The organism is Rhizobacter terrae (assembly GCF_003852895.1).
Taxonomy (GTDB): Bacteria; Pseudomonadota; Gammaproteobacteria; order Burkholderiales; family Burkholderiaceae_C; genus Albitalea; species Albitalea terrae.
Genome location: NZ_QUSW01000001.1, coordinates 1132441 through 1151617 on the forward strand (window position 1 = coordinate 1132441; position 19177 = coordinate 1151617).

At 67.0% G+C, this 19177-nt stretch carries 18 protein-coding genes; 13 read left to right on the forward strand and 5 right to left on the reverse strand.

Translation table 11 applies throughout. The annotated features are described in order from the left end of the window. Positions 1-36: 36 nt before the first annotated feature. From gspL to DZC73_RS05240, 8 genes are all read left to right on the forward strand, one after another. Positions 37-1308: a type II secretion system protein GspL gene (gene gspL / locus DZC73_RS05205; RefSeq protein WP_124539097.1), complete on the forward strand. Its 1272-nt coding sequence runs from the start codon at positions 37-39 to the stop codon at positions 1306-1308. Further along, positions 1305-1820 (forward strand): type II secretion system protein GspM, encoded by a 516-nt coding sequence (gene gspM / locus DZC73_RS05210; RefSeq protein ID WP_124539098.1) that lies wholly within the window; start codon positions 1305-1307, stop codon positions 1818-1820. The genes gspL and gspM overlap by 4 nt, the downstream gene beginning before the upstream one ends. After that, positions 1820-2719: a type II secretion system protein N gene (gene gspN / locus DZC73_RS05215; RefSeq protein WP_235834988.1), complete on the forward strand. Its 900-nt coding sequence runs from the start codon at positions 1820-1822 to the stop codon at positions 2717-2719. Before gspM ends, gspN begins: the two co-directional genes overlap by 1 nt. Positions 2720-2721: 2 nt before the next feature. Next, complete coding sequence (gspD, locus tag DZC73_RS05220; RefSeq protein WP_235834989.1) at positions 2722-4929, forward strand: type II secretion system secretin GspD; 2208 nt, start codon at positions 2722-2724, stop codon at positions 4927-4929. A gap of 16 nt (positions 4930-4945) precedes the next feature. After that, a complete protein-coding gene (gene gspE / locus DZC73_RS05225) occupies positions 4946-6367 on the forward strand; it encodes a type II secretion system ATPase GspE (RefSeq protein ID WP_124539099.1) in 1422 nt (473 codons plus the stop codon). Between the two features lie 3 nt (positions 6368-6370). After that, positions 6371-7585 (forward strand): type II secretion system inner membrane protein GspF, encoded by a 1215-nt coding sequence (gene gspF / locus DZC73_RS05230; RefSeq protein ID WP_124539100.1) that lies wholly within the window; start codon positions 6371-6373, stop codon positions 7583-7585. Positions 7586-7711: 126 nt separating this feature from the next. Then, on the forward strand, positions 7712-8707 hold the full coding sequence (locus DZC73_RS05235; RefSeq protein WP_124539101.1) for an AAA family ATPase: 996 nt from the start codon (positions 7712-7714) through the stop codon (positions 8705-8707). Positions 8708-8766: 59 nt separating this feature from the next. After that, entirely contained in the window at positions 8767-9114 is a 348-nt protein-coding gene (locus DZC73_RS05240) for a HopJ type III effector protein (protein ID WP_124539102.1), read from the forward strand. Between the two features lie 2 nt (positions 9115-9116). Here DZC73_RS05240 and DZC73_RS05245 read toward each other — a convergent pair whose 3' ends face one another. After that, positions 9117-9851 (reverse strand): Crp/Fnr family transcriptional regulator, encoded by a 735-nt coding sequence (locus DZC73_RS05245; protein ID WP_124539103.1) that lies wholly within the window; start codon positions 9849-9851, stop codon positions 9117-9119. Beyond that, complete coding sequence (locus tag DZC73_RS05250; protein ID WP_124539104.1) at positions 9848-11029, reverse strand: ABC transporter substrate-binding protein; 1182 nt, start codon at positions 11027-11029, stop codon at positions 9848-9850. The genes DZC73_RS05245 and DZC73_RS05250 overlap by 4 nt, the downstream gene beginning before the upstream one ends. 184 nt (positions 11030-11213) lie before the next feature. Here DZC73_RS05250 and DZC73_RS05255 point away from each other — a divergent pair, with 184 nt between their 5' ends. Further along, entirely contained in the window at positions 11214-12116 is a 903-nt protein-coding gene (locus tag DZC73_RS05255) for a 5'-nucleotidase (protein WP_124539105.1), read from the forward strand. Between the two features lie 80 nt (positions 12117-12196). On the opposite strand, the gene DZC73_RS05260 is transcribed toward DZC73_RS05255, so the two are convergent. The 3 genes from DZC73_RS05260 to DZC73_RS05270 all read right to left on the reverse strand — a co-directional run bounded on the left by DZC73_RS05260 (position 12197) and on the right by DZC73_RS05270 (position 14151). After that, positions 12197-12901, reverse strand: a complete 705-nt coding sequence (locus DZC73_RS05260; protein WP_124539106.1) for a hypothetical protein — start codon at positions 12899-12901, stop codon at positions 12197-12199. A gap of 15 nt (positions 12902-12916) precedes the next feature. Beyond that, positions 12917-13306 carry a nuclear transport factor 2 family protein gene (locus DZC73_RS05265; RefSeq protein WP_124539107.1) on the reverse strand — a complete coding sequence of 130 codons (390 nt, stop codon included), beginning with the start codon at positions 13304-13306 and terminating at the stop codon, positions 12917-12919. Between the two features lie 86 nt (positions 13307-13392). Next, the gene (locus DZC73_RS05270) at positions 13393-14151 is read right to left on the reverse strand and encodes a Crp/Fnr family transcriptional regulator (protein WP_124539108.1); all 759 of its coding nucleotides are present in this window, start codon (positions 14149-14151) and stop codon (positions 13393-13395) included. Between the two features lie 140 nt (positions 14152-14291). On the opposite strand from DZC73_RS05270, the gene DZC73_RS05275 reads away from it, so the two are divergent. Genes DZC73_RS05275 through DZC73_RS05290 form a run of 4 tightly spaced genes read left to right on the forward strand, consistent with a single transcriptional unit; the run spans position 14292 to position 19151 of the window. Next, positions 14292-16238, forward strand: a complete 1947-nt coding sequence (locus tag DZC73_RS05275; protein WP_124539109.1) for an AMP-dependent synthetase/ligase — start codon at positions 14292-14294, stop codon at positions 16236-16238. 38 nt (positions 16239-16276) lie between these two features. Continuing rightward, positions 16277-17119 carry an ABC transporter ATP-binding protein gene (locus DZC73_RS05280; RefSeq protein ID WP_124539523.1) on the forward strand — a complete coding sequence of 281 codons (843 nt, stop codon included), beginning with the start codon at positions 16277-16279 and terminating at the stop codon, positions 17117-17119. Between the two features lie 10 nt (positions 17120-17129). Continuing rightward, entirely contained in the window at positions 17130-18059 is a 930-nt protein-coding gene (locus tag DZC73_RS05285; RefSeq protein ID WP_124539110.1) for a branched-chain amino acid ABC transporter permease, read from the forward strand. 15 nt (positions 18060-18074) lie between these two features. Further along, a complete protein-coding gene (locus DZC73_RS05290) occupies positions 18075-19151 on the forward strand; it encodes a branched-chain amino acid ABC transporter permease (protein ID WP_124539111.1) in 1077 nt (358 codons plus the stop codon). The last annotated feature ends 26 nt before the right edge of the window (positions 19152-19177 follow it).

Here is a 19177-nt window from a genome sequence, read left to right on the forward strand (position 1 = left end):
TTGCAGTAGTCTTCGCCCCGCCGACCGGGCCCATCCATGTCAATCCTCGTCATCCAGCTATCACCTCGCCAACGGCTGCGTGCCAGCGCCTCGCAGGCGCCCGCCTCCGACGGCGCACGCCTGACCGACGAGTACGTCTACGCCCTGAGTCCCGATGGCGGCCTGAGCCTGGACTCGCAGGGCCAGTGCGCCGCCTCCTTGCTGCCCAAGGCCGACCAGGTGGTCGCCGTGCTGGGCGACGCGGACATCAGCTGGCACCGCATCACCCTGCCCAAGGCACCGGCCGCCAAGATGCGCACCGCACTGGCAGGCCTGCTGGAAGAGGCCGTGCTGGAAGACGCCGAGCAGACTCACTTCGCGGTGGCGCCGGACGCCACTGCCGGGCAACCCGCCTGGATCGCTGCCATCGACCGGTCCTGGCTGCGCGCCGAACTGGCCGCGCTGGAACAGGCCAATGTCTTCGTCGACCGGGTCGTGCCCAGCTCCTGGCCCGATGACCCGCCCGGCGGACACTTCGCGGAGACCGACTCGCGCCACAACGGTGGCGAGCAAGGCATCACCCTCACCTGGTCGCATCCCGACGGCGTGGCCAACCTGCGGCTGCACGGCGGCTTGGCGCGCGCAGTGGTACCGGTTCCAGCGCCGCACGGCACCCGCTGGAGCGCCACGCCCGGCGCGGCGGCGTCCGCCGAGCAGTGGCTGGGCACCACCGTCAACGTCATGCAGCCGGCGCAGCGCCTGCTGCAGGCCGCCCGCACGCTGTGGAACCTGCGCCAGTTCGACCTCGCCCGCCGCAACCGTGGCACCCGTGCGCTGGGGGACGCCTTCAAGCGCTTCCTCAGCCCCGGCTGGCGCCCCGTGCGCATCGGCCTGGCAGCCCTGGTCATCGCGCAGGTCGTCGGGCTGAACCTGTGGGCGTTGTCGCTCAGTTCATCGGTGAAGGCCAAGACCGAGGGCCTGCTGGCCGTGGCCAAGACAGCCTTTCCGAAGGTGGATGAGAACTCTCTGCGCCGTGACGCTGCACTGGTGATGCAGCGCGAGACCGACGCCCTGCGCCGCAGTGCCGGCAAGCCGGGCGACAACGACTTCGAGCCGCTGCTTCAGGCTGCCGCCACCGCCTGGCCGCCTGACAAGACTCCGGTGGAGAACATGAAGTACGAGAACGGCAAGCTCACCGTGGCCACGATCGGGTGGGACCCGAACACGATCCAGACCTTCCAGAGCCGGCTGCGCCCGGCCGGCTGGAAGGCCGAGAACGCCGGCGATGGGCGACTGGTCGTCTCCCGCAACGCTGGAGGCACGCCATGAACGCTCGCGCCGTGACCCTGCCGCCAGCCATGGCCGCCCTGCGCACCCAGGGCCTGGCCAAGTGGAAAGCCATGGCGCCGCGTGACCGCGCGGCGGCCGGCGTGGGCATCGCCGTGCTGGTGGTCTTCATCGTGTGGATGCTGCTGGTGGCCCCGGCCCTGCGCACCGTGCGCGAAGCGCCGGCCAAGCTCGACAAGCTGGAAGCCCAGCTGCAGCAGATGCAGCGCCTTGCGGCCGAAGCCAAGACCCTGCGCGGCGCACCCGAGGTGTCGGTGGCCCAGGCGGTGGAGCCGCTGAAGATGGCCACCGAACGCCTGGGCAACGGCTCGACCATCAACATCCAGGGCGACCGCGCCACGCTCACCGTTACCGGTGTGTCCGGCGACGCGCTGCGCGACTGGCTCGGCGAGGCACGCACCGCCGCGCATGCACGGCCGGTGGAGGTCACCCTCAACCGCAACCCGCAAGGCTATGCCGGCACGGTCGTGGTCACCTTCGGGCCGGGGTCCTGATGGCCACCTTGCTGCGTCGACGAGGGGCCAAGCGAGGCTGGAGCAACACGGTTGCCGCGACCGGCTGGGGTGAATCCACCTTTGCCGAGATGGCCTGGGACAAGGCCCGCAGCGCCGCCACGCGCTGGGGCGTGCTGGGGGCGGTGCTGGGCAGCGTGATCGGCATCATCGCCTTCGCGCCAGCAGCGTGGCTGGCCAGTGCCGTGGCCTCCGCCACGGGCGAGCGCCTGCTGCTGACCGAAGCCCGCGGGACGGTGTGGTCCGGCAGCGCCGTGCTCGTGCTCACCGGCGGCCCCGGCAGCCGCGATGCCAGCGCCCTGCCCGGCCGCCTCGAATGGACCGTGGGCACCAAGGGCCTGGCCTTCGAGCTGCGCGCCAAGCACGACTGCTGCCTGAACAACAACCCAGTGGCCATCCAGTACCGGCCCGGACTGGGCAGCTCCGTCATCAAGATGGAGCCGCCGATGGGCGGGTGGATCGGCCAGTGGCCCAGTGCCTGGCTGGCCGGCATGGGCACGCCCTTCAACACCCTGCAGCTGGGCGGCTCCATCCGCATGACCACCCCTGGTTTCACCGTGGAGCAGGCCCAGGGCCGCGCGATCATGAACGGGCGGCTGGACATCGAGTTCGTCAACGCCTCCTCGCGCATGTCCACGCTGGACTCGCTGGGCAGCTACCGCGTGACGCTGGCTGGCGAAGGCGCCAACGGCACGCCCACGATGAACCTCACCACGCTGGAAGGCGCCTTGCAGCTCACGGGCAACGGCACCTGGGGCGCGGGCAAGTTCCGCTTCCGCGGCGAGGCGCGCGCCGCGGGCGCCGACGACGCCGCTCTCTCGAATCTCCTGAACATCATCGGAAAGCGCGAAGGCGCGCGCTCCGTCATTTCGATCGGATGACCATGAAGCAACGCACACCATCGACCTCCTGGCACACGATGCCGCGACGGCTTGGGACGCGCAGCCTGGCCGCGGTGCTTTGCCTGTCGCTGGCGATGACGCCGGCCAGCTTCGCCCAATCGCCCAATGCCAAGTTCAAGGGAGAGCCGGTCACGCTGAACTTCGTCAATGCCGACATCGAAGGCGTGACGCGGGCCATGGCCGCCATCCTCAAGCAGCAGTTCGTGGTCGATCCGCGGGTCAAGGGCACCATCACCCTCTACAGCGAAGAGCCGCTGCTGCCGCGCGAGGCCTACCTGAACTTCCTGGCCGCGCTGCGCGGGCTGGGCTTCACGGTGGTCGAGTCCGGCGGCATCTACAAGGTGGTGCCCGAAGCCGATGCGAAGCTGCAGGCGGGCACCGTGTCGGTGGGCGGCGTGGACCGCCGCGGCGACCAGGTCATCACCCAGATCTTCAAGCTCAACCACGAGAGCGCCAACAACATGGTGCCGGTGCTGCGTCCGCTGATCAGCCCGAACAACACCATCAACGCCAATCCCGGCAACAACTCGCTGGTCATCACCGACTACGCCGACAACCTCAACCGCATCGCCAAGATCATCGCGGCCATGGACACGCCAGCTGCCGGCGACGTGGAGGTGATTCCGCTGCAGCATGCCGTGGCCTCAGATCTCGCCGTGATGGTGCAGCGCCTGACTGAAAGCAGCCCCGGTGCGCCCAACGTACCCGGCGTGTCGGGCACAGGCGCATCCATCCTCGTTGATCCCCGCAGCAACTCGCTGCTGGTGCGCGCGCCGAATCCGGCACGCATGGCGGCCATCCGCTCGCTGGTGGAAAAGCTGGACAAGCCCATCCCGGGCAACAACCCGATGGGCAACATCTGGGTGGTCTACCTGAAGAACGCGGATGCGGTGAAGCTCGCGTCGGTGCTGCGCGCGGCCTACGGCGCGGGCGGCGGTGCGTCGTCCGGCGGCAGTTCCTCCACCGGTTCCTCGTCGACCTCCGGCGCGGTGCCGCCCACGCAGAACGCCCAGGGCGCGGGCGCAGGCGCTTCGCCGCAGTCCACCGCCCCGATCACGCCGTCGGCCGGACCGTCCACCGGTGGCTTCGTGCAGGCCGACCCCTCCACCAACTCGCTCATCATCACCGCGCCCGAGCCGATGTACCGGCAGTTGCGCTCCGTGATCGACCAGCTCGATTCACGCCGTGCACAGGTCTACATCGAGTCGATGATCATCAAGGTCGATGCGACCAAGGCGGCCGAGTTCGGCTTCCAGTTCCAGGGGCCGCTGAACAGCACGGGCAGCAAGACCGTGGGCGTCGCAGGCACGAACTACAACGTCGCCCAGAACGGCGCGAACAACATCATTCCGCTGGCCGTTGGCATCGGCACCGGCAGCGCAACGCCTCCCGGCGTCGGGCTGAACGTCGGGCTGCTGCGGCAGTTCGGCGGGGTCTACACGTTGACGGCCCTGGCGCACTTCCTGGAGACCAAGACCGACGGCAACATCCTGTCCACGCCGAACCTGGTGACGCTGGACAACGAGGAAGCCAAGATCGTCATCGGCCAGAACGTGCCCTTCATCACCGGCTCGTTCACCAACACCGGCACCAGTGGCAGCTCGGCCAACCCCTTCCAGACCATCGAGCGCAAGGACGTGGGCCTCACGCTGCGCATCAAGCCACAGGTGGGCGAAGGCGGCACGGTGCGCATGACCATCTACCAGGAGAATTCCTCGGTCGATGCATCGAGCAAGTCTTCGCCGCAAGGCCTGACGACGGACAAGAGCGCCATCGAGACCAACGTGGTGGTCGACGACGGCCAGATCATGGTGCTGGGCGGCCTGCTCAAGGACGAATACAGCGGCGGCGTGAGCAAGGTGCCGGTGCTGGGCGACATCCCCGTGCTGGGCAACCTGTTCAAGACCGACACGCGCTCGCGCACCAAGAGCAACCTCATGGTGTTCCTGCGGCCGATCATCGTGCGCACGCAGGATGCGTCGAATGCGCTGACGATGGATCGGTACGACGCCATCCGCGGGCTGCAGCAGAACACGCAGCCTAACCACAGCATCGTGGTTCCAGTGAACGAAGCACCGGTCATCCCGCCGATCCAGACCCTGATTCCTCCGCCCGCGCCCGCCTCAGGCCCCGCGCCGACCGCCGCACCGGCCGCCTCGGCGCCGATGACGCCGCAAACCAAGAAGTAGGACCCGAAAGGCCACCATGGGCGCGCGCCACCCTCTCCCCTACGCCTTCGCCAAGGCCCACACGCTGCTGCTGGAAGACGACGGCAACCAGCTCGTGCTGTGGGCGCCCGAGACGGTGCCCTTCGCCGCCCTGAGCGAAGTGATCCGCCTGTACGACGTGGATGCGCTGGAGCGCGAGGCCGCGGCCACCCTCACCAACCGTATCGCCGCGGCCTATGCAGGCGGTGAATCGAGCGCCGCCACCGTGATCGGCGAAGTCGAGAGCGCGGTGGACCTGAGCCGCATGATGCAGGAGATCCCCGCGGTCGAAGACCTGCTGGAAGCGGCCAACGACGCGCCCATCATCCGCATGCTCAACGCCCTGCTCACGCAGGCCGCGAAGGACGGCGCCTCGGACATCCACATCGAGCCCTACGAGCGTTCGAGCTCGGTGCGCTTCCGCGTGGACGGCACGCTGCGCGAGGTGGTGCAGCCCAACAAGGCGCTGCACGCGGCGATGATCTCGCGCCTGAAGATCATGGCCGAGCTGGACATCGCCGAGAAGCGCCTGCCGCAGGACGGCCGCATCTCGCTGCGCATCGGCGGCCGCGCGGTGGACGTTCGCGTGTCCACGCTGCCCTCCGCACACGGCGAACGCGCCGTGCTGCGTCTGCTCGACAAGGGCGAGTCCAAGTTCACCCTCGAAGGGCTGGGCATGGACGGCGAGGTGCTCAACAAGTTCGACAAGCTCATCCAGCAGCCGCACGGCATCGTGCTCGTGACCGGCCCGACGGGCTCGGGCAAGACGACCACGCTGTACGCCTCGCTCGGCCGCGTGGACACCTCCACCACCAACGTGCTGACGGTGGAAGACCCGGTCGAATACGAGCTGGCCGGCATCGGGCAGACGCAGGTCAATCCGAAGATCGACCTCACCTTCGCCAAGGCCTTGCGCGCCATCCTGCGCCAGGACCCGGACGTCATCATGATCGGCGAGATCCGCGACTTCGAGACCGCGCAGATCGCCATCCAGGCCTCGCTCACCGGCCACTTGGTGCTGGCCACCTTGCACACCAACGATGCGCCTTCTGCCGTCACCCGGCTGACCGACATGGGCGTGGAGCCCTTCCTGCTCAGCTCCAGCCTGCTGGGCGTGCTGGCGCAGCGCCTGGTGCGCAAGCTGTGCCCGGTGTGCAAGAAGCCCGATGGCCGCGGACGCTACCACCCGGTGGGCTGCGCCGCCTGCGGCCAGAGCGGCTACAAGGGCCGCACCGGCGTGTACGAGTTGATGGTGGCCGACGACAAGGTGCGCTCGATGATCCACAGCCGCGCCGCCGAGTCGCAGCTGTTCGTCGCGGCCGAACAAGGCGGCCTGCGCTCCATGCGCGAAGACGGCGAGCGCCTGATCGCCGAAGGGGTGACCTCGCCGGAAGAGGTGATGCGGGTGACGAGGGAGTAAGCGATGCCCGCCTACAAGTTCGAGGCGCTGGACGCCGCCGGCAAGGCCACCACCGGCCTGCTGGAAGCCGACAACGCCCGCGCCGCCCGCGCGCAGCTTCGCGCGCAGTCGCTGGTGCCGCTGGATGTCACGCAGGTCTCCGCCGCGAACCGCGAAGGCAAGTCCTCGCGCTTCCAGCGCCGCGTGTTCTCGCAAACAGGCCTGGCCGTATGGACGCGCCAGATGGCCGGCCTCGTCGGCAGCGGCCTGCCGCTGGAACGCGCGCTCACGGCCCTGGCCGATGAATCCGAAGACCCGAAGCAGCGCGAGCTGATCGCCCACCTGCGCTCCGAAGTGAACGCCGGTTCGCCCTTTGCCCGTGCGCTGGCCGGCTCGCCCCGCGAGTTCGACGACGTGTACCGCGGCGTGGTCGCGGCCGGCGAGGCCAGCGGCGCCCTGGGCCAGGTGCTGGAACGGCTGGCAGATGACCTCGAAGAACGCCAGGCCCTGCGCAACAAGCTCATCGGCGCCACGCTGTACCCGGCCATCGTGTCGATGATCGCGGTGGTGATCGTGATCTTCCTCGTCACCTACGTGGTGCCGCAGGTGGCGTCGGTGTTCACCAGCTCCAAGCGCGCCCTGCCCTTCCTCACCGTGCTGATGCTGAGCATCAGCAGCTTTCTTCGCAGCTACGGCTGGCTGCTGCTGCTGGCGCTGATCGCCGGCGTCGCGGGTTTGATGACGGCCTTGCGCAACGAGGCCTTCCGCGAACGCTTCGATGCGGGCTGGCTCGGCCTTCCGCTGATCGGCCGGCTCTCGCGCGGCTACAACGCAGCGCGCTTCTCCGGCACGCTGGCGATGCTGGCCGGGGCGGGCGTGCCCATCCTGAAAGCCTTGCAGGCTGCGGCAGAAACCTTGTCCAACCGCGCCATGCGGGCCGATGCGCTCGAAGCGCTGGTGCAGGTGCGCGAAGGCGCGCCGCTGGCCTCGGCACTGGCCGGCAAGAAGCGCTTCCCGGGGCTGCTGGCGATGTTCTGCCGCTTGGGCGAGCAAACCGGGCAATTGCCGAAGATGCTCGATCGTGCAGCCAAGCAGCTGTCGGCTGAAGTGCAGCGGCGGGCCATGGCCATGGCCACCATCCTGGAACCCTTGCTCATCGTGGCGATGGGCGGGGTCGTCATGCTGATCGTGCTGGCGGTGCTTCTTCCCATCATCCAACTCAACACCTGGGTCAAGTAAGGCCGGAACTTTTGCGTCAGGCACGCAATCTGCATGTCAATTGACACGAACTTAGGGGCTTTTTCCTGGTGCATTCCTGAAGCCCCTCTGCTTCAATCAAGCCAGACCTGTTGTTCGGAGGTTCTCATGGGTGATTCCAATGAGCTGGTTCCGCTGACACGCCGGGGCATCCCGATTGCCCGCATGCGGCACGTGTACCGGGTGGACGAGGTCGGGCGCAAGCTGGACAAGCTGCCGCCCAAGGAACATGAGAGCCTGCGCGCCACCTACGAGCGCATGATCGAAAAAGGTTCCGAACGCTTCCAGGTGAAACCTTCCGGCCTGCCGGTGATGGACCACCTCTACGACGACCTGCCCAACTTCACCGACGTGCTGGACGACGTGCGCCGCCAGCTCGCCCTGTGCGAAGACAGCCGCGACGCGCTGGAGATCACGCCCTTGCTCCTGCTGGGCCCGCCGGGCGTGGGCAAGACGCACTTCGCGCGCGAACTCTCGCAGCTGCTGGGCACCGGCATGGGCTTCGTCTCGATGAGCTCGCTCACCGCAGGCTGGGTGCTCAGCGGCGCTTCCAGCCAATGGAAAGGCGCGCGTCCCGGCAAGGTGTTCGAAACGCTGGTTGACGGCCAGTACGCCAACCCGGTGATGGTCGTCGACGAGATCGACAAGGCGGGTGGCGAGCATGCCTACGATCCGCTGGGTGCGCTGTACAGCCTGCTGGAGCACGACACCGCCGGCTCTTTCACCGACGAATTCGCGGAAGTGCCCATCGACGCCAGCCAGGTGATCTGGGTGGCCACGGCCAACGACGCACGCAACATCCCCGAGCCCATCCTGAACCGGATGAACGTCTACGAGGTGCAGATGCCCGACCGCGAGGCGGCTCGGCACATCGCGGCCAAGCTGTACCGCAGCATCCGCGCGGACCACGACTGGGGCTCGCGCTTCGATCCCGAACCTGCGGCAGAGGTGCTCGACCGCATGAGCGAACTGGCGCCGCGCGAGATGCGGCGGGCCTGGATGACGGCCTTCGGCAATGCCAAGCTCGATCGTCGTGAATCCGTGCAGCCGAAAGACCTGCCCGAGCCTGGCGGGCGCAAGTCAAGCATCGGGTTCGTGCAGTAGGTCTGCGCGGAAACCTGCTGAAGGGCGGATACAGTGCGGCCTCACCCGTGAGGCCGCCCATGAATCTCGACACCTTCCTGACCAAGCTCCAGTCCGCTCCCGCGTCGATCAGCTTCGACGACACGATGGCGGCCATCGCCAGCGCCTACGACTTCACCCCCACCGCATTCACCAACGGCGGCCTGCGCAACGAAGCCGGGCAGAACTCGCGCTCGTGCCAGCTCTTCGCCTTCGCGAAGCTGCAAGGCCTGAGCCCAGACCAGACGCTCGCCTGCTACGGTGCCTACTACCGCGATGACGTGCTCAAGAACCCGCAAGGCACCGACCACATGAACATCCGCAACTTCATGAAGCACGGGTGGGAGGGTGTGGGCTTCGAAGGTGAACCCCTCCAGCCTCGCGCTTGAGTTCAGGTGCCCATCGCCCCGTAGGTCTTCAACCCATCCAGGTCCAGCACCGTCACCCCGCGCGGTTCCACCTTCAGCAACCCGCAGGTCTGCAAGGTCCGCAAGGCCACGTTGACCCGCTGGCGGGAGATGCCGCACAGCAGGCCGATCTCCTGCTGCCGCAGGTCCACGTAGGCACGCGGCTCGGGGTAGAGGTCGGTGCTGAACAGCGTGGAGATGCAGCGTGCGACCCGGGCATCGGTGTCCAGCAGGCGGTCGTACTCCAGCATGCCGATGAACAGGCTCAGCCGCGAGTTCAGCAGGTGCTGCAGGTGGTGGTTGAAGGGCAGGCTGGTCGCGCGCAGCCGCTCGAAGGTCGTGCGCGGCACCATGGCCACGCGACAGGGGCGCAGCGCCACCACGTCGTAGCGTCGCGCCTCGTGCTTGAGCAGCGAGCCTTCGCCGAACCAGCCGCCGGTGTTGATGCCCGTGAGCGTGCTCACCTTGCCGTCCGGCGACGTCACCGACATCTTCAGCAGGCCGTCGATCACGCCGATCCAGTGGTCCACCACCTGCCCCATGCGGGCCACCATGCCGCCCGCAGGCACTTGCCGCTCGAAGGACTCGGCGATCACGCGCTCCAGCTCGGGCTCGGTCAGCGTGCGGCCCCACAGCGAATGGCGGATCACGCCTTCCAGCGTGGGCAGCCGGTGGCCGGGCGAGAGATGGATGACCTTCAAGGGATTCGATGCCGTCATCGGATGAACTTCCCACCGCGTCCGATCATCGTCAGCTCCACGAAGCGCGACGCGTTGCGCCCGGGTTGCTGGAAATGCAGCTCGAAGCCGCCGATGTCGAGCCGATGGATCGACCATACCGCATCGACGAAGCTCTTGCGCGTGAGATTTCGCCCGGCGCGTTGAAGTGCCTCGACAAAGACGCGGGCGTTGATGAATCCTTCCAGCGCCAGGTGCGAGGGCTCCATGCCCGAGGGCGCCGCCTTCCACGCCTGCTGGAAGTCGCGCACCACCGGCACGACCGCGTTGGTGGGCATGGGCACCACCTGCGACACGGCGATGCCGATGCCGTCGTCACCCAGTGCCGAGAGCGTGGCAGCCGAGCCCATCACCGACAGCGCGTACAGCGGCAGGCCGCGCTTCTCGGCACGGAAGGCCTTGATGAACGCCACCGTGGGCTTGCCGGCCAGGCCCAGCAGCACGGCTTCAGGGCCGGCCGCGGCAATGCGCTTCGCGGCAGCGGCCGCATCGCTGGCATCGCTTTGCACCGGCGCCGACACCACGGCCTGCAGGCGATGCTTCTTCATCGCTGCTTCCGCCGCGCTCATCACCTCCTTGCCGAAGGAGTTGTTCTGGTAGGCCACGCCCACTCGCTGGATGCCGATGGTGGCCAGGTGCTCCACGAGCCGCTCCGTCTCCTCGGGGTAGCTCGCGCGCAGGTTTAGCACGTTGCGCATGTCCGCCGGCCGCGCCGAACTGGCACCGGTGAGCGGCGAGAAGCAGGGAATGTCGGTGTTGCGGATCAGCGGCAGCGTGCCTTCGATGATGGGCGTGCCCATGCAGCCGAACAGGCCGAAGAGGCCGGGGTCCTTGATGAAGCCGTCGATGTTCGCCAGCGCGCGCTTCACGTCGTAGCCATCGTCGCGCGCCACGAGTTCGATGCGGCGGCCATTCACGCCGCCACGGGCATTGACGGCATCGAAATACAGCTTGGAACCCTGGTGCATCGCGGCACCGATGTCGGCCAGCGGACCGGTCAGCGCCACCGTCTGCCCGAGACGGATGACGTCGTCCTGCGCGAAGGCACTGGGCGCCGCGGCCGATGCGGCAAGTGCCGCGGCCTGGGCCAGCCAGTTGCGGCGAGTCATCAGGAAATTCGTCGACGTGGGGTCCGAAGACCCGCCAGAGGAACCGCTCATTTGCTACTCCACAGCCGCCGCTCAGCTGGCGGCATGGGGGCGGATGCTAGGCAGGCGTCGAGGCCCGTCCTGTCGTCGCGACGACAGCGCGTAAGCATTTGCGTCCGTGATTTCCCGGAAAGCGGACGAACGGTATGGCCCGCCGTGACCGGGTCGACGACCTGGCACCCGTATCATCGACCGCATGCCCATCTCGCTGGACGGCCAACTGGTCGTCGCCATCTCCTCGCGCGCCCTCTTCGACTTCGAGGAGGAGAACCAGGTCTTCGAGGCCTCGGACGACCGCGCCTACATGCAGCTCCAGCTCGAACGGGTGGACCGCCCCGCCAAGGCCGGCGTGGCCTTCTCGCTGGTCAACAAGCTGCTGGCCTTCAATGTGGGGGATGCGCCACGGGTGGAGGTGGTCATCCTCTCGCGCAACGACCCGGTGTCGGGCATGCGCGTGTTCCGATCGGCCAGGCACTACGGCCTGCCCATCCAGCGCGGCGTGTTCACGCGCGGGCAGTCGCCGTGGCGCTACCTGCGGCCCTTGAGCGCGAACCTCTTCCTGTCCACCAACGAGCCCGACGTGCGCTCAGCGCTGGAAGCGGGCGTGCCGGCGGCGCGGGTGTACCCGCAGTCGGCGCGGGCCTCCGATGCACATCCGAACGAGGTGCGCATCGCCTTCGACGGCGACGCGGTGCTCTTCTCCGACGAAGCCGAGCAGGTGTTCCAGCGCGACGGGCTGGATGCTTTCCAGAGCCACGAATCGAGCCAGGCGCAGACACCGCTGGCCGCCGGCCCCTTCAAGCCGCTGCTGGAGGCGCTGCACCGCCTGCAGCGCAACCCCAGCGGCGACATGCGCATTCGCACTGCGCTGGTCACGGCCCGCAGCGCACCGGCGCATGAGCGGGCCATCCGCACGCTGATGAACTGGCGCATCGACGTGGACGAGGCGATGTTCCTCGGCGGCCTGCCCAAGGGCGAGTTCCTGCGCGAGTTCGAACCGGACTTCTTCTTCGACGACCAGACGGGGCACATCGAGAATGCATTGGCCCATGTGCCGGCAGGGCACGTGGCGTCGGGCGTGAGGAACGTCGTTTCCTGATGCTGTCGATCACTGTGTAGTCAAGGGCTTCGCCGCCTGGACCTGAGGCACAGCTTCGGTTGAAATGAGCAGTCAGCGGCTCAAGGGGAGGTTGCCGGCATAGGAGGCCCCACCGTCGCACCAGCAGCTTTGGCCAGCCACTCCGCAGGGGTGAGGACATAGTCACTCCAAGGGCCTTGCTTTAGCACTAGCTTTGCTTGCTGGAGGCCACCTTGCCGAAAAGCAGCACGAACGTCCTCGACACTTCCGCTCATCGCTACCTCCTGTTCCTGCGAAGGATTCAGCCGCATCGGACTGAATGCACGTGGCATCAGCTCGAGCAGACCACGAATCTCGCTGGCCCATCGGGCTTGTTGCACCAGCGTGTCCGGGACCCGTCTGTCACCGCAAGCAGCCAGTGCCAGTTCCATGACATGAGCGCCGTGCGAAAGCGTCGGCCTGCGCTCTTCAAGGTGGTCGACAAATGAACTTCTGGGGGCCAGCAACGCCAGCCATGCACCCCAATTCGCTTCGCGCCAGGAATAAGAAAAAAGCAGGTCCTGCAGCAACGGTTCATCCAGCGAGCACGACGCTCTGCGACACAGGTAGAACCATTCAAGCGGCTCGCATTGCACAGTCGGGTAGTGCTGCAAGAACTTCGCATAGTCTCTGCCTGCCATGCACATGGACTTGAGCACGCCCGCAAGTCCGCCATTGGAAAGTCGCAGGTAGAACAGCCCCTCCATCTTGAAAAGAAGGCGCAGGCTGTCTTCGCTGTAGTAGTGGGGGCGTCGGACCATCGCCATTGCGCACTCGCAATGTCACTTCCCAGCCTGCAGCATCGCACCCATGCGCTGGTGGATGAGGTTGATCGCCTTCAACGGCCGGATCATCACCTTGAAGTCCACGATGCGACCGGCCTCGTTCCACTTGATGATGTCCACGCCGTTGACGAGGATGCCGTCGATCTCCGTCTCGAACTCCAGCATCGCATCGGTGCTGCCGATGATCTCGCGCACGTAGCGGAAGCTCGGGTTGAAGAACACCTGGAGCGCCGCGCCCAGGTACATCGCAGTGATCTTCTTGCCGCGCTGCGGGCTGTGCACGACCGGCGAGTGCATCACGGCCTCGTCGTCGAGCAGGGTGTCCAGGCCTGCAGCGTCCTGCGTCTTCACGAGCCGATGCCAGGCCGCGATGGGGTGTTCAGCCATTGGGAAACTCCGTGTCGGATGGGTGGCGCGAGTCTGCCACCGTTGGCCGGGGCCGGTGATGCCATGCATCAGTCGCCTCGTTCGACTCACCGGTCACGTTCGTTGAAGCCCGGCATGGATGACTCCCCCACCGGCACCGCGTTGCGCAGGCCGTCCAGGTCCAGCACCCGCACCCCACCATACTCGATGCGTATCAGCCCCCGGTCCTGCAACACGTTCAGCGCCTCGTTCACCCGCTGCCGCGACAAGCCGACCACATAGCCCAGCTCCTGCTGCGTGATGCGCAGCAACTGCCCCACGCCGGGGTACAGGATGGGATGGAACATCGCCGCCAATCCTCGCGCCACGCGTGAATCGGTGTCGTTGAGGCGGTCGATCTCCACCGCCGCGATGAACTGCCCGAGCCGCTCGTTCAACTGCCGCAGCACGAAGCGGTTGAACGCGAGGCTCGTGTCCAGCAGTTCGTGGAAGGTGTCGATGGGCAACCCCGCCACCGTGCTCTTGCGCAGGGCCTGGATGTTGTAGCGATAAGGCTCGCGCTTGAGCAGCGTGCCTTCGCCGAACCACGCGCCCGGCGGCACGCCGGTGAAAGTGATGGGCGGCGTGTTCGCGTTGTCGTTGCTCATCTTGAGCAAGCCGTCGATCACGCCGAACCAGTAGGTGGGCGGCTTGCCGATGCGGCACAGGGTGTCGCCCGCCTGTGCCGTCGCGGCGCGCAGGTGCGAGGCCGCGTGCTCCTGCTCCGCGCGGCTGAGCGACTTCATCCAGGGAATGTTCTCGAGCTCGGCTTCTGTGAGTGGCCGGGCTCGTTGCCACAGGGGCACGGAGATCTGCGCAGTGTTCATGGCACCTCGGGAAAGTCCTGAGGGGGCGGACCCGGGGATTGTCGTCGCACCGACAACATGGCGTCAAACTTCTCCGTAGCATCAGACCCCAATGTGACGGCCTGCACGATGTGTCCCTGCCAGGCCGCAAGGAGACTCCGGTGACGACAAGCTTTCCCAAGCTCCTGCTCGACCACGCGGCGAAGCGTCCCGACGACGCAGCGCTGCGTGAAAAGGAATACGGCATCTGGCAGACGACGACCTGGGCTGAACTGGCGCGCCTGGTGCGCGCACTGGCGGCCGGCTTCCACGCCGCCGGCGTGACGCGCGGACAGCACGTGGTAGTGATCGGCGAGAACCGTCCGCGCCTGTCGGCGTCGATGATCGCGGCGCAGGCACTGGGTGCCATCCCCGTGCCGCTGTACCAGGACGCCGTGAGCAACGAGTTCGTCTTTCCCATCAACAACGCGGAGATCGCCTTCGCCGTGGTGGAAGACCAGGAGCAGGTCGACAAGCTGCTGGAGATCCGCGAGCAGTGCCCGCAGCTCGCGCGCATCTGGTATGACGATCCGCGCGGCCTGCGCAACTACCGCGAGCGCGGCCTGGAAGCGCTGGATGTGCTCGTGTCCGACGGCGCACAGCTCGACGCCAAGGCACCGGGCCGCTTCGAACAATGGGTGAACGACATCCAGCCGCATGACGTGGCCGCGATGTTCTTCACCTCCGGCACCACCGGCCATCCGAAGGGCGTCGTGCACACGCACTTCACGCTCATCGACCGCGCGCAGGCCGGCGCCAGCTTCGACAGGCTCACCAGCCAGGAAGAAGTGCTGGCCTACCTGCCGCCCGCGTGGATCGGCCAGAACATCTTCTCCTTCTCGCAGTGGCTGGCCTGCGGCTACGTGGTCAACTGCCCCGAGTCCGCCGAAACGGTGAGCATCGACCTGCGCGAGATCGGCCCCACCTACTACTTCGCGCCGCCGCGCGTCTTCGAGGCACTGCTCACCTCGGTGATGATCCGCATGGAAGACGCGGGCGCGCCCAAGCGCTGGCTGTTCAAGCGCTTCATGGACCTGGCCCGCCGCGTTGGCCCCGCGCGCATGGACCGCAAGCCGCTGTCCTTCGCCGACCGCATGCTCTACGCGCTGGGCGACGTGCTCATCTACGGCCCCTTGCGCAACACGCTGGGCTTCAGCCGCGTGCGCGTGGCCTACACCGCGGGCGAGGCGATCGGGCCGGACCTGTTCGTGTTCTACCGCGCCATCGGCATCAACCTGAAGCAGCTCTACGGCTCCACCGAGACCGCGGTGTTCGTCTGCCTGCAGCCGGACAACGAGGCCAAGTCCGACACCGTGGGCGTGCCCATCGCCGGCGTCGAGCTGAAGGTGCTGGACAGCGGCGAGATCCTCGTGCGCTCGCCGGGCCTGCTCAAGGGCTACTACAAGAACGACGAAGCCACCGCCGAGGTGCTCACGGCCGACGGCTGGTACCGCACGGGCGATGCCGGCTTCCTCGACCACGGCGGCCACCTGAAGATCATCGACCGTGCGAAGGACGTGGGACGCATCATGGGCGGCGCCAACGACGGCGCCATGTTCGCGCCCAAGTACGTGGAGAACAAGCTCAAGTTCTTCCCGTTCATCAAGGAGGCCGTGGCCTTCGGCGACAAGCGCGAGAAGGTCTGCGCCTTCGTGAACATCGACTTCGAGGCGGTGGGCAACTGGGCCGAGCGCCGCAACCTGCCGTATGCCGGCTACACCGACCTGGCGGCCAAGCCGGAGGTGATCGAGCTGGTGCGCGAATGCGTGGAGAAGGTCAACGCCGACCTCTCGCAGGACGAGCGCCTGGCGGGCAGCCAGATCAGCCGCTTCCTCGTGCTGCACAAGGAGCTGGACGCCGACGACGGCGAGCTCACGCGCACGCGCAAGGTCCGCCGCGGCGCCATCGCCGAGAAATACGGCGTGCTGGTGGATGCGCTGTACGCCGGCCGCGATTCGCAATACATCGAGACGCAGGTGAAGTTCGAGGACGGCCGCACGGGTGTGGTCAGCGCCGAGCTTCGCATCGTCGATGCCAAGACATTCCATTCCGTCCGGAGCGCCGCATGACCGCCCTCGCCGCAGCCGCCATGAAGCCCGAGCCGGCCATGGCCATCGACGCGCAAGACACCGCATCCAACGACGCGCAAGCCCACGACACGCCCGTCGCGCAGCGCCGCATCGGCGACGTCGTGCTGGACGTCCAGAACATCAGCCTGTCGTTTGGCGGCGTGAAGGCGCTCACCGACATCAGCTTCAATGTGCGCGAGCACGAGATCCGCGCCATCATCGGCCCCAACGGCGCGGGCAAGAGCTCCATGCTCAATTGCATCAACGGCGTGTACCGGCCGCAGCAAGGCGCCATCACCTTCCGCGGCAAGACCTTCAGGCACATGAACTCGCGCCAGGTGGCCGAGATGGGCGTGGCACGCACCTTCCAGAACCTCGCGCTCTTCAAGGGCATGAGCGTGCTGGACAACATCATGACCGGCCGCAACCTGCGCATGAAGAGCAACCTCCTGCTGCAGGCGCTGCGCATCGGGCCGGCCGAAAAGGAAGAGATCCGCAACCGCGAGTTCGTGGAGCGCATCATCGACTTCCTGGAGATCCAGGCGCACCGCAAGACGCCGGTGGGTCGCCTGCCCTACGGCTTGCAGAAGCGCGTGGACCTGGGACGTGCGCTGGCGATGGAGCCCAAGGTGCTGCTGCTGGACGAGCCCATGGCCGGCATGAACGTCGAAGAGAAGCAGGACATGTGCCGCTTCATCCTCGACGTGAACGACGAGTTCGGCACGACCATCGTGCTGATCGAGCACGACATGGGCGTGGTGATGGACATCTCGGACCGCGTCGTGGTGCTCGACTACGGAAAGAAGATCGGCGACGGCACGCCCGACGAGGTGCGCCGCAACCCCGACGTCATCAAGGCCTACCTGGGCACCAGCCACTGACGGAGCACGCATGGGACCGATCCTCGAAACCATCATCGGCGGCCTCATGACGGGCATGCTGTACTCGCTCGTCGCCCTGGGCTTCGTGCTCATCTTCAAGGCCTCGGGCGTCTTCAACTTCGCGCAGGGCGCGATGGTGCTGTTCGCCGCGCTCGCCATGGCGCGCTTCTCGGAATGGATCCCGCAGTGGACCGGCATCGAGAGCAAGTTCGTGGCGAACGCACTGGCCTTCGTCGTGGCCATGGTGCTGATGATCGTGTGCGCCTGGCTCATCGAGCGCTTCGTGCTGGGCAAGCTCGTGAACCAGGAAGGCGTCACGCTGCTGATGGCGACACTGGGGGTGTCGTACTTTCTCGACGGCTTCGGCCAGACGCTGTTCGGCTCCAGCATCTACAAGATCGACGTGGGCATGCCCAAGGATCCGATGTTCCTGCTGGAGAGCACCTTCCAGGGCGGGCTGCTGGTGAACCAGGAAGACCTGGTGGCGGCCGTCATCGCGGCTGCGCTCGTCGCGGCGCTGGCCGCGTTCTTCCAGTACACCGGCACCGGCCGCGCGCTGCGCGCCGTGGCCGATGACCACCAGGCCGCGCAGTCCATCGGCATCCCGCTGAACCGCATCTGGGTCATCGTGTGGAGCGTGGCGGGTTTCGTCGCGCTGGTGGCCGGCATCATCTGGGGCAGCAAGCTGGGCGTGCAGTTCTCGCTGTCGGTGCTGGCGCTCAAGGCGCTGCCGCTGGTGATCCTGGGCGGCCTCACGTCGGTGCCGGGCGCGATCGTGGGCGGCCTGATCCTCGGCGTCGGCGAGAAGCTCGCCGAGGTGTTCATCGGCCCCATGCTGGGCGGCGGCATCGAGATCTGGTTCGCCTACGTGCTGGCCCTGTGCTTCCTTCTCGTGCGGCCGCAGGGCCTGTTCGGCGAGAAGATCATCGACCGCGTCTGACCCGAGGCCCACCCCATGATCTACCGCGAAAACGGCCAGTTCAAGACGAGCTACCGCGCTGACCAGGCGATCTTCCCGATCGCCCAGGACCGCCTCTTCATCATCTTGCTGTTGGTGGTGGCCTTCGTCGTCGTGCCGGGCCTGGCCAGCGACTACCTCTTGCGCGCGCTGCTGATTCCCTTCGTCATCATGTCGCTCGCCGCGCTGGGCGTGAACATCCTCGTGGGGTACTGCGGACAGATCTCGCTGGGCTCGGGCGCCTTCATGGCGGTCGGCGCCTACGGGGCCTACAACTTCTTCATGCGCATCCCCGGCCTGCCCCTGGTGCCTGCCATGCTGCTGGGCGGCCTGTGCGCCACCTGCTTCGGCGTGCTGTTCGGATTGCCGAGCCTGCGCGTGAAGGGCCTGTACCTCGCAGTCGCCACGCTGGCCGCCCAGTTCTTCGCCGACTGGATGTTCCTGCGCATCAAGTGGTTCACGCTGGACACGCCCTCGGGCTCGGTGTCGGTGTCCAACCTGCAGGTGTTCGGCATGCCCATCGAGAGCGCGCCCGCCAAGTACATCTTCTGCCTGGGCGTGCTCACGGTGATCGCGCTGCTGGCCAAGAACCTGGTGCGCAGCGCCATCGGCCGCGAGTGGATGGCCATCCGCGACATGGATGTGGCCGCAGCAGTGCTCGGCATCCGCCCCATGTACGCCAAGCTCACGGCCTTCGCGGTCAGCTCATTCATCATCGGCGTGGCCGGCGCGCTGTGGGCCTTCGTCTACCTCGGCGCGTGGGAGCCTGCGGCCTTCTCGGTGGACCAGTCCTTCCGGCTGCTGTTCATGGTGATCATCGGCGGACTGGGCTCGATCATGGGCAGCTTTTTCGGGGCGGCCTTCATCGTCATCCTGCCCATCGCGCTGAACCTGTTCCTGCCGGCGCTGCTCGGCCTGTTCGGCATCAACATCTCCACAGCGGGCATCTCGCATGCGGAGCTGATGATCTTCGGCGCGCTGATCGTGTGGTTCCTCATCGTCGAGCCGCACGGCCTGGCCAAGCTGTGGTCCACCGGAAAGCAGAAGCTGCGCCTGTGGCCCTTCCCACATTGAGTTGACATCGGAGCCGGTTTTGTTCA

Bases quoted from the DNA above. Each gene is read 5' to 3' on its own strand.
- DZC73_RS05240 (WP_124539102.1), top strand. From the start codon at position 8,767: ATGAATCTCGACACCTTCCTGACCAAGCTCCAGTCCGCTCCCGCGTCG.
- gspL (WP_124539097.1), top strand. From the start codon at position 37: ATGTCAATCCTCGTCATCCAGCTATCACCTCGCCAACGGCTGCGTGCC.
- DZC73_RS05265 (WP_124539107.1), bottom strand. From the start codon at position 13,306: ATGGCTGAACACCCCATCGCGGCCTGGCATCGGCTCGTGAAGACGCAG.
- gspN (WP_235834988.1), top strand. From the start codon at position 1,820: ATGGCCACCTTGCTGCGTCGACGAGGGGCCAAGCGAGGCTGGAGCAAC.
- DZC73_RS05290 (WP_124539111.1), top strand. From the start codon at position 18,075: ATGATCTACCGCGAAAACGGCCAGTTCAAGACGAGCTACCGCGCTGAC.
- gspM (WP_124539098.1), top strand. From the start codon at position 1,305: ATGAACGCTCGCGCCGTGACCCTGCCGCCAGCCATGGCCGCCCTGCGC.
- DZC73_RS05235 (WP_124539101.1), top strand. From the start codon at position 7,712: ATGGGTGATTCCAATGAGCTGGTTCCGCTGACACGCCGGGGCATCCCG.
- DZC73_RS05250 (WP_124539104.1), bottom strand. From the start codon at position 11,029: ATGAGCGGTTCCTCTGGCGGGTCTTCGGACCCCACGTCGACGAATTTC.
- gspD (WP_235834989.1), top strand. From the start codon at position 2,722: ATGAAGCAACGCACACCATCGACCTCCTGGCACACGATGCCGCGACGG.
- DZC73_RS05255 (WP_124539105.1), top strand. From the start codon at position 11,214: ATGCCCATCTCGCTGGACGGCCAACTGGTCGTCGCCATCTCCTCGCGC.
- DZC73_RS05285 (WP_124539110.1), top strand. From the start codon at position 17,130: ATGGGACCGATCCTCGAAACCATCATCGGCGGCCTCATGACGGGCATG.
- DZC73_RS05260 (WP_124539106.1), bottom strand. From the start codon at position 12,901: ATGGCGATGGTCCGACGCCCCCACTACTACAGCGAAGACAGCCTGCGC.
- DZC73_RS05280 (WP_124539523.1), top strand. From the start codon at position 16,277: ATGGCCATCGACGCGCAAGACACCGCATCCAACGACGCGCAAGCCCAC.
- gspF (WP_124539100.1), top strand. From the start codon at position 6,371: ATGCCCGCCTACAAGTTCGAGGCGCTGGACGCCGCCGGCAAGGCCACC.
- DZC73_RS05245 (WP_124539103.1), bottom strand. From the start codon at position 9,851: ATGACGGCATCGAATCCCTTGAAGGTCATCCATCTCTCGCCCGGCCAC.
- DZC73_RS05270 (WP_124539108.1), bottom strand. From the start codon at position 14,151: ATGAACACTGCGCAGATCTCCGTGCCCCTGTGGCAACGAGCCCGGCCA.
- gspE (WP_124539099.1), top strand. From the start codon at position 4,946: ATGGGCGCGCGCCACCCTCTCCCCTACGCCTTCGCCAAGGCCCACACG.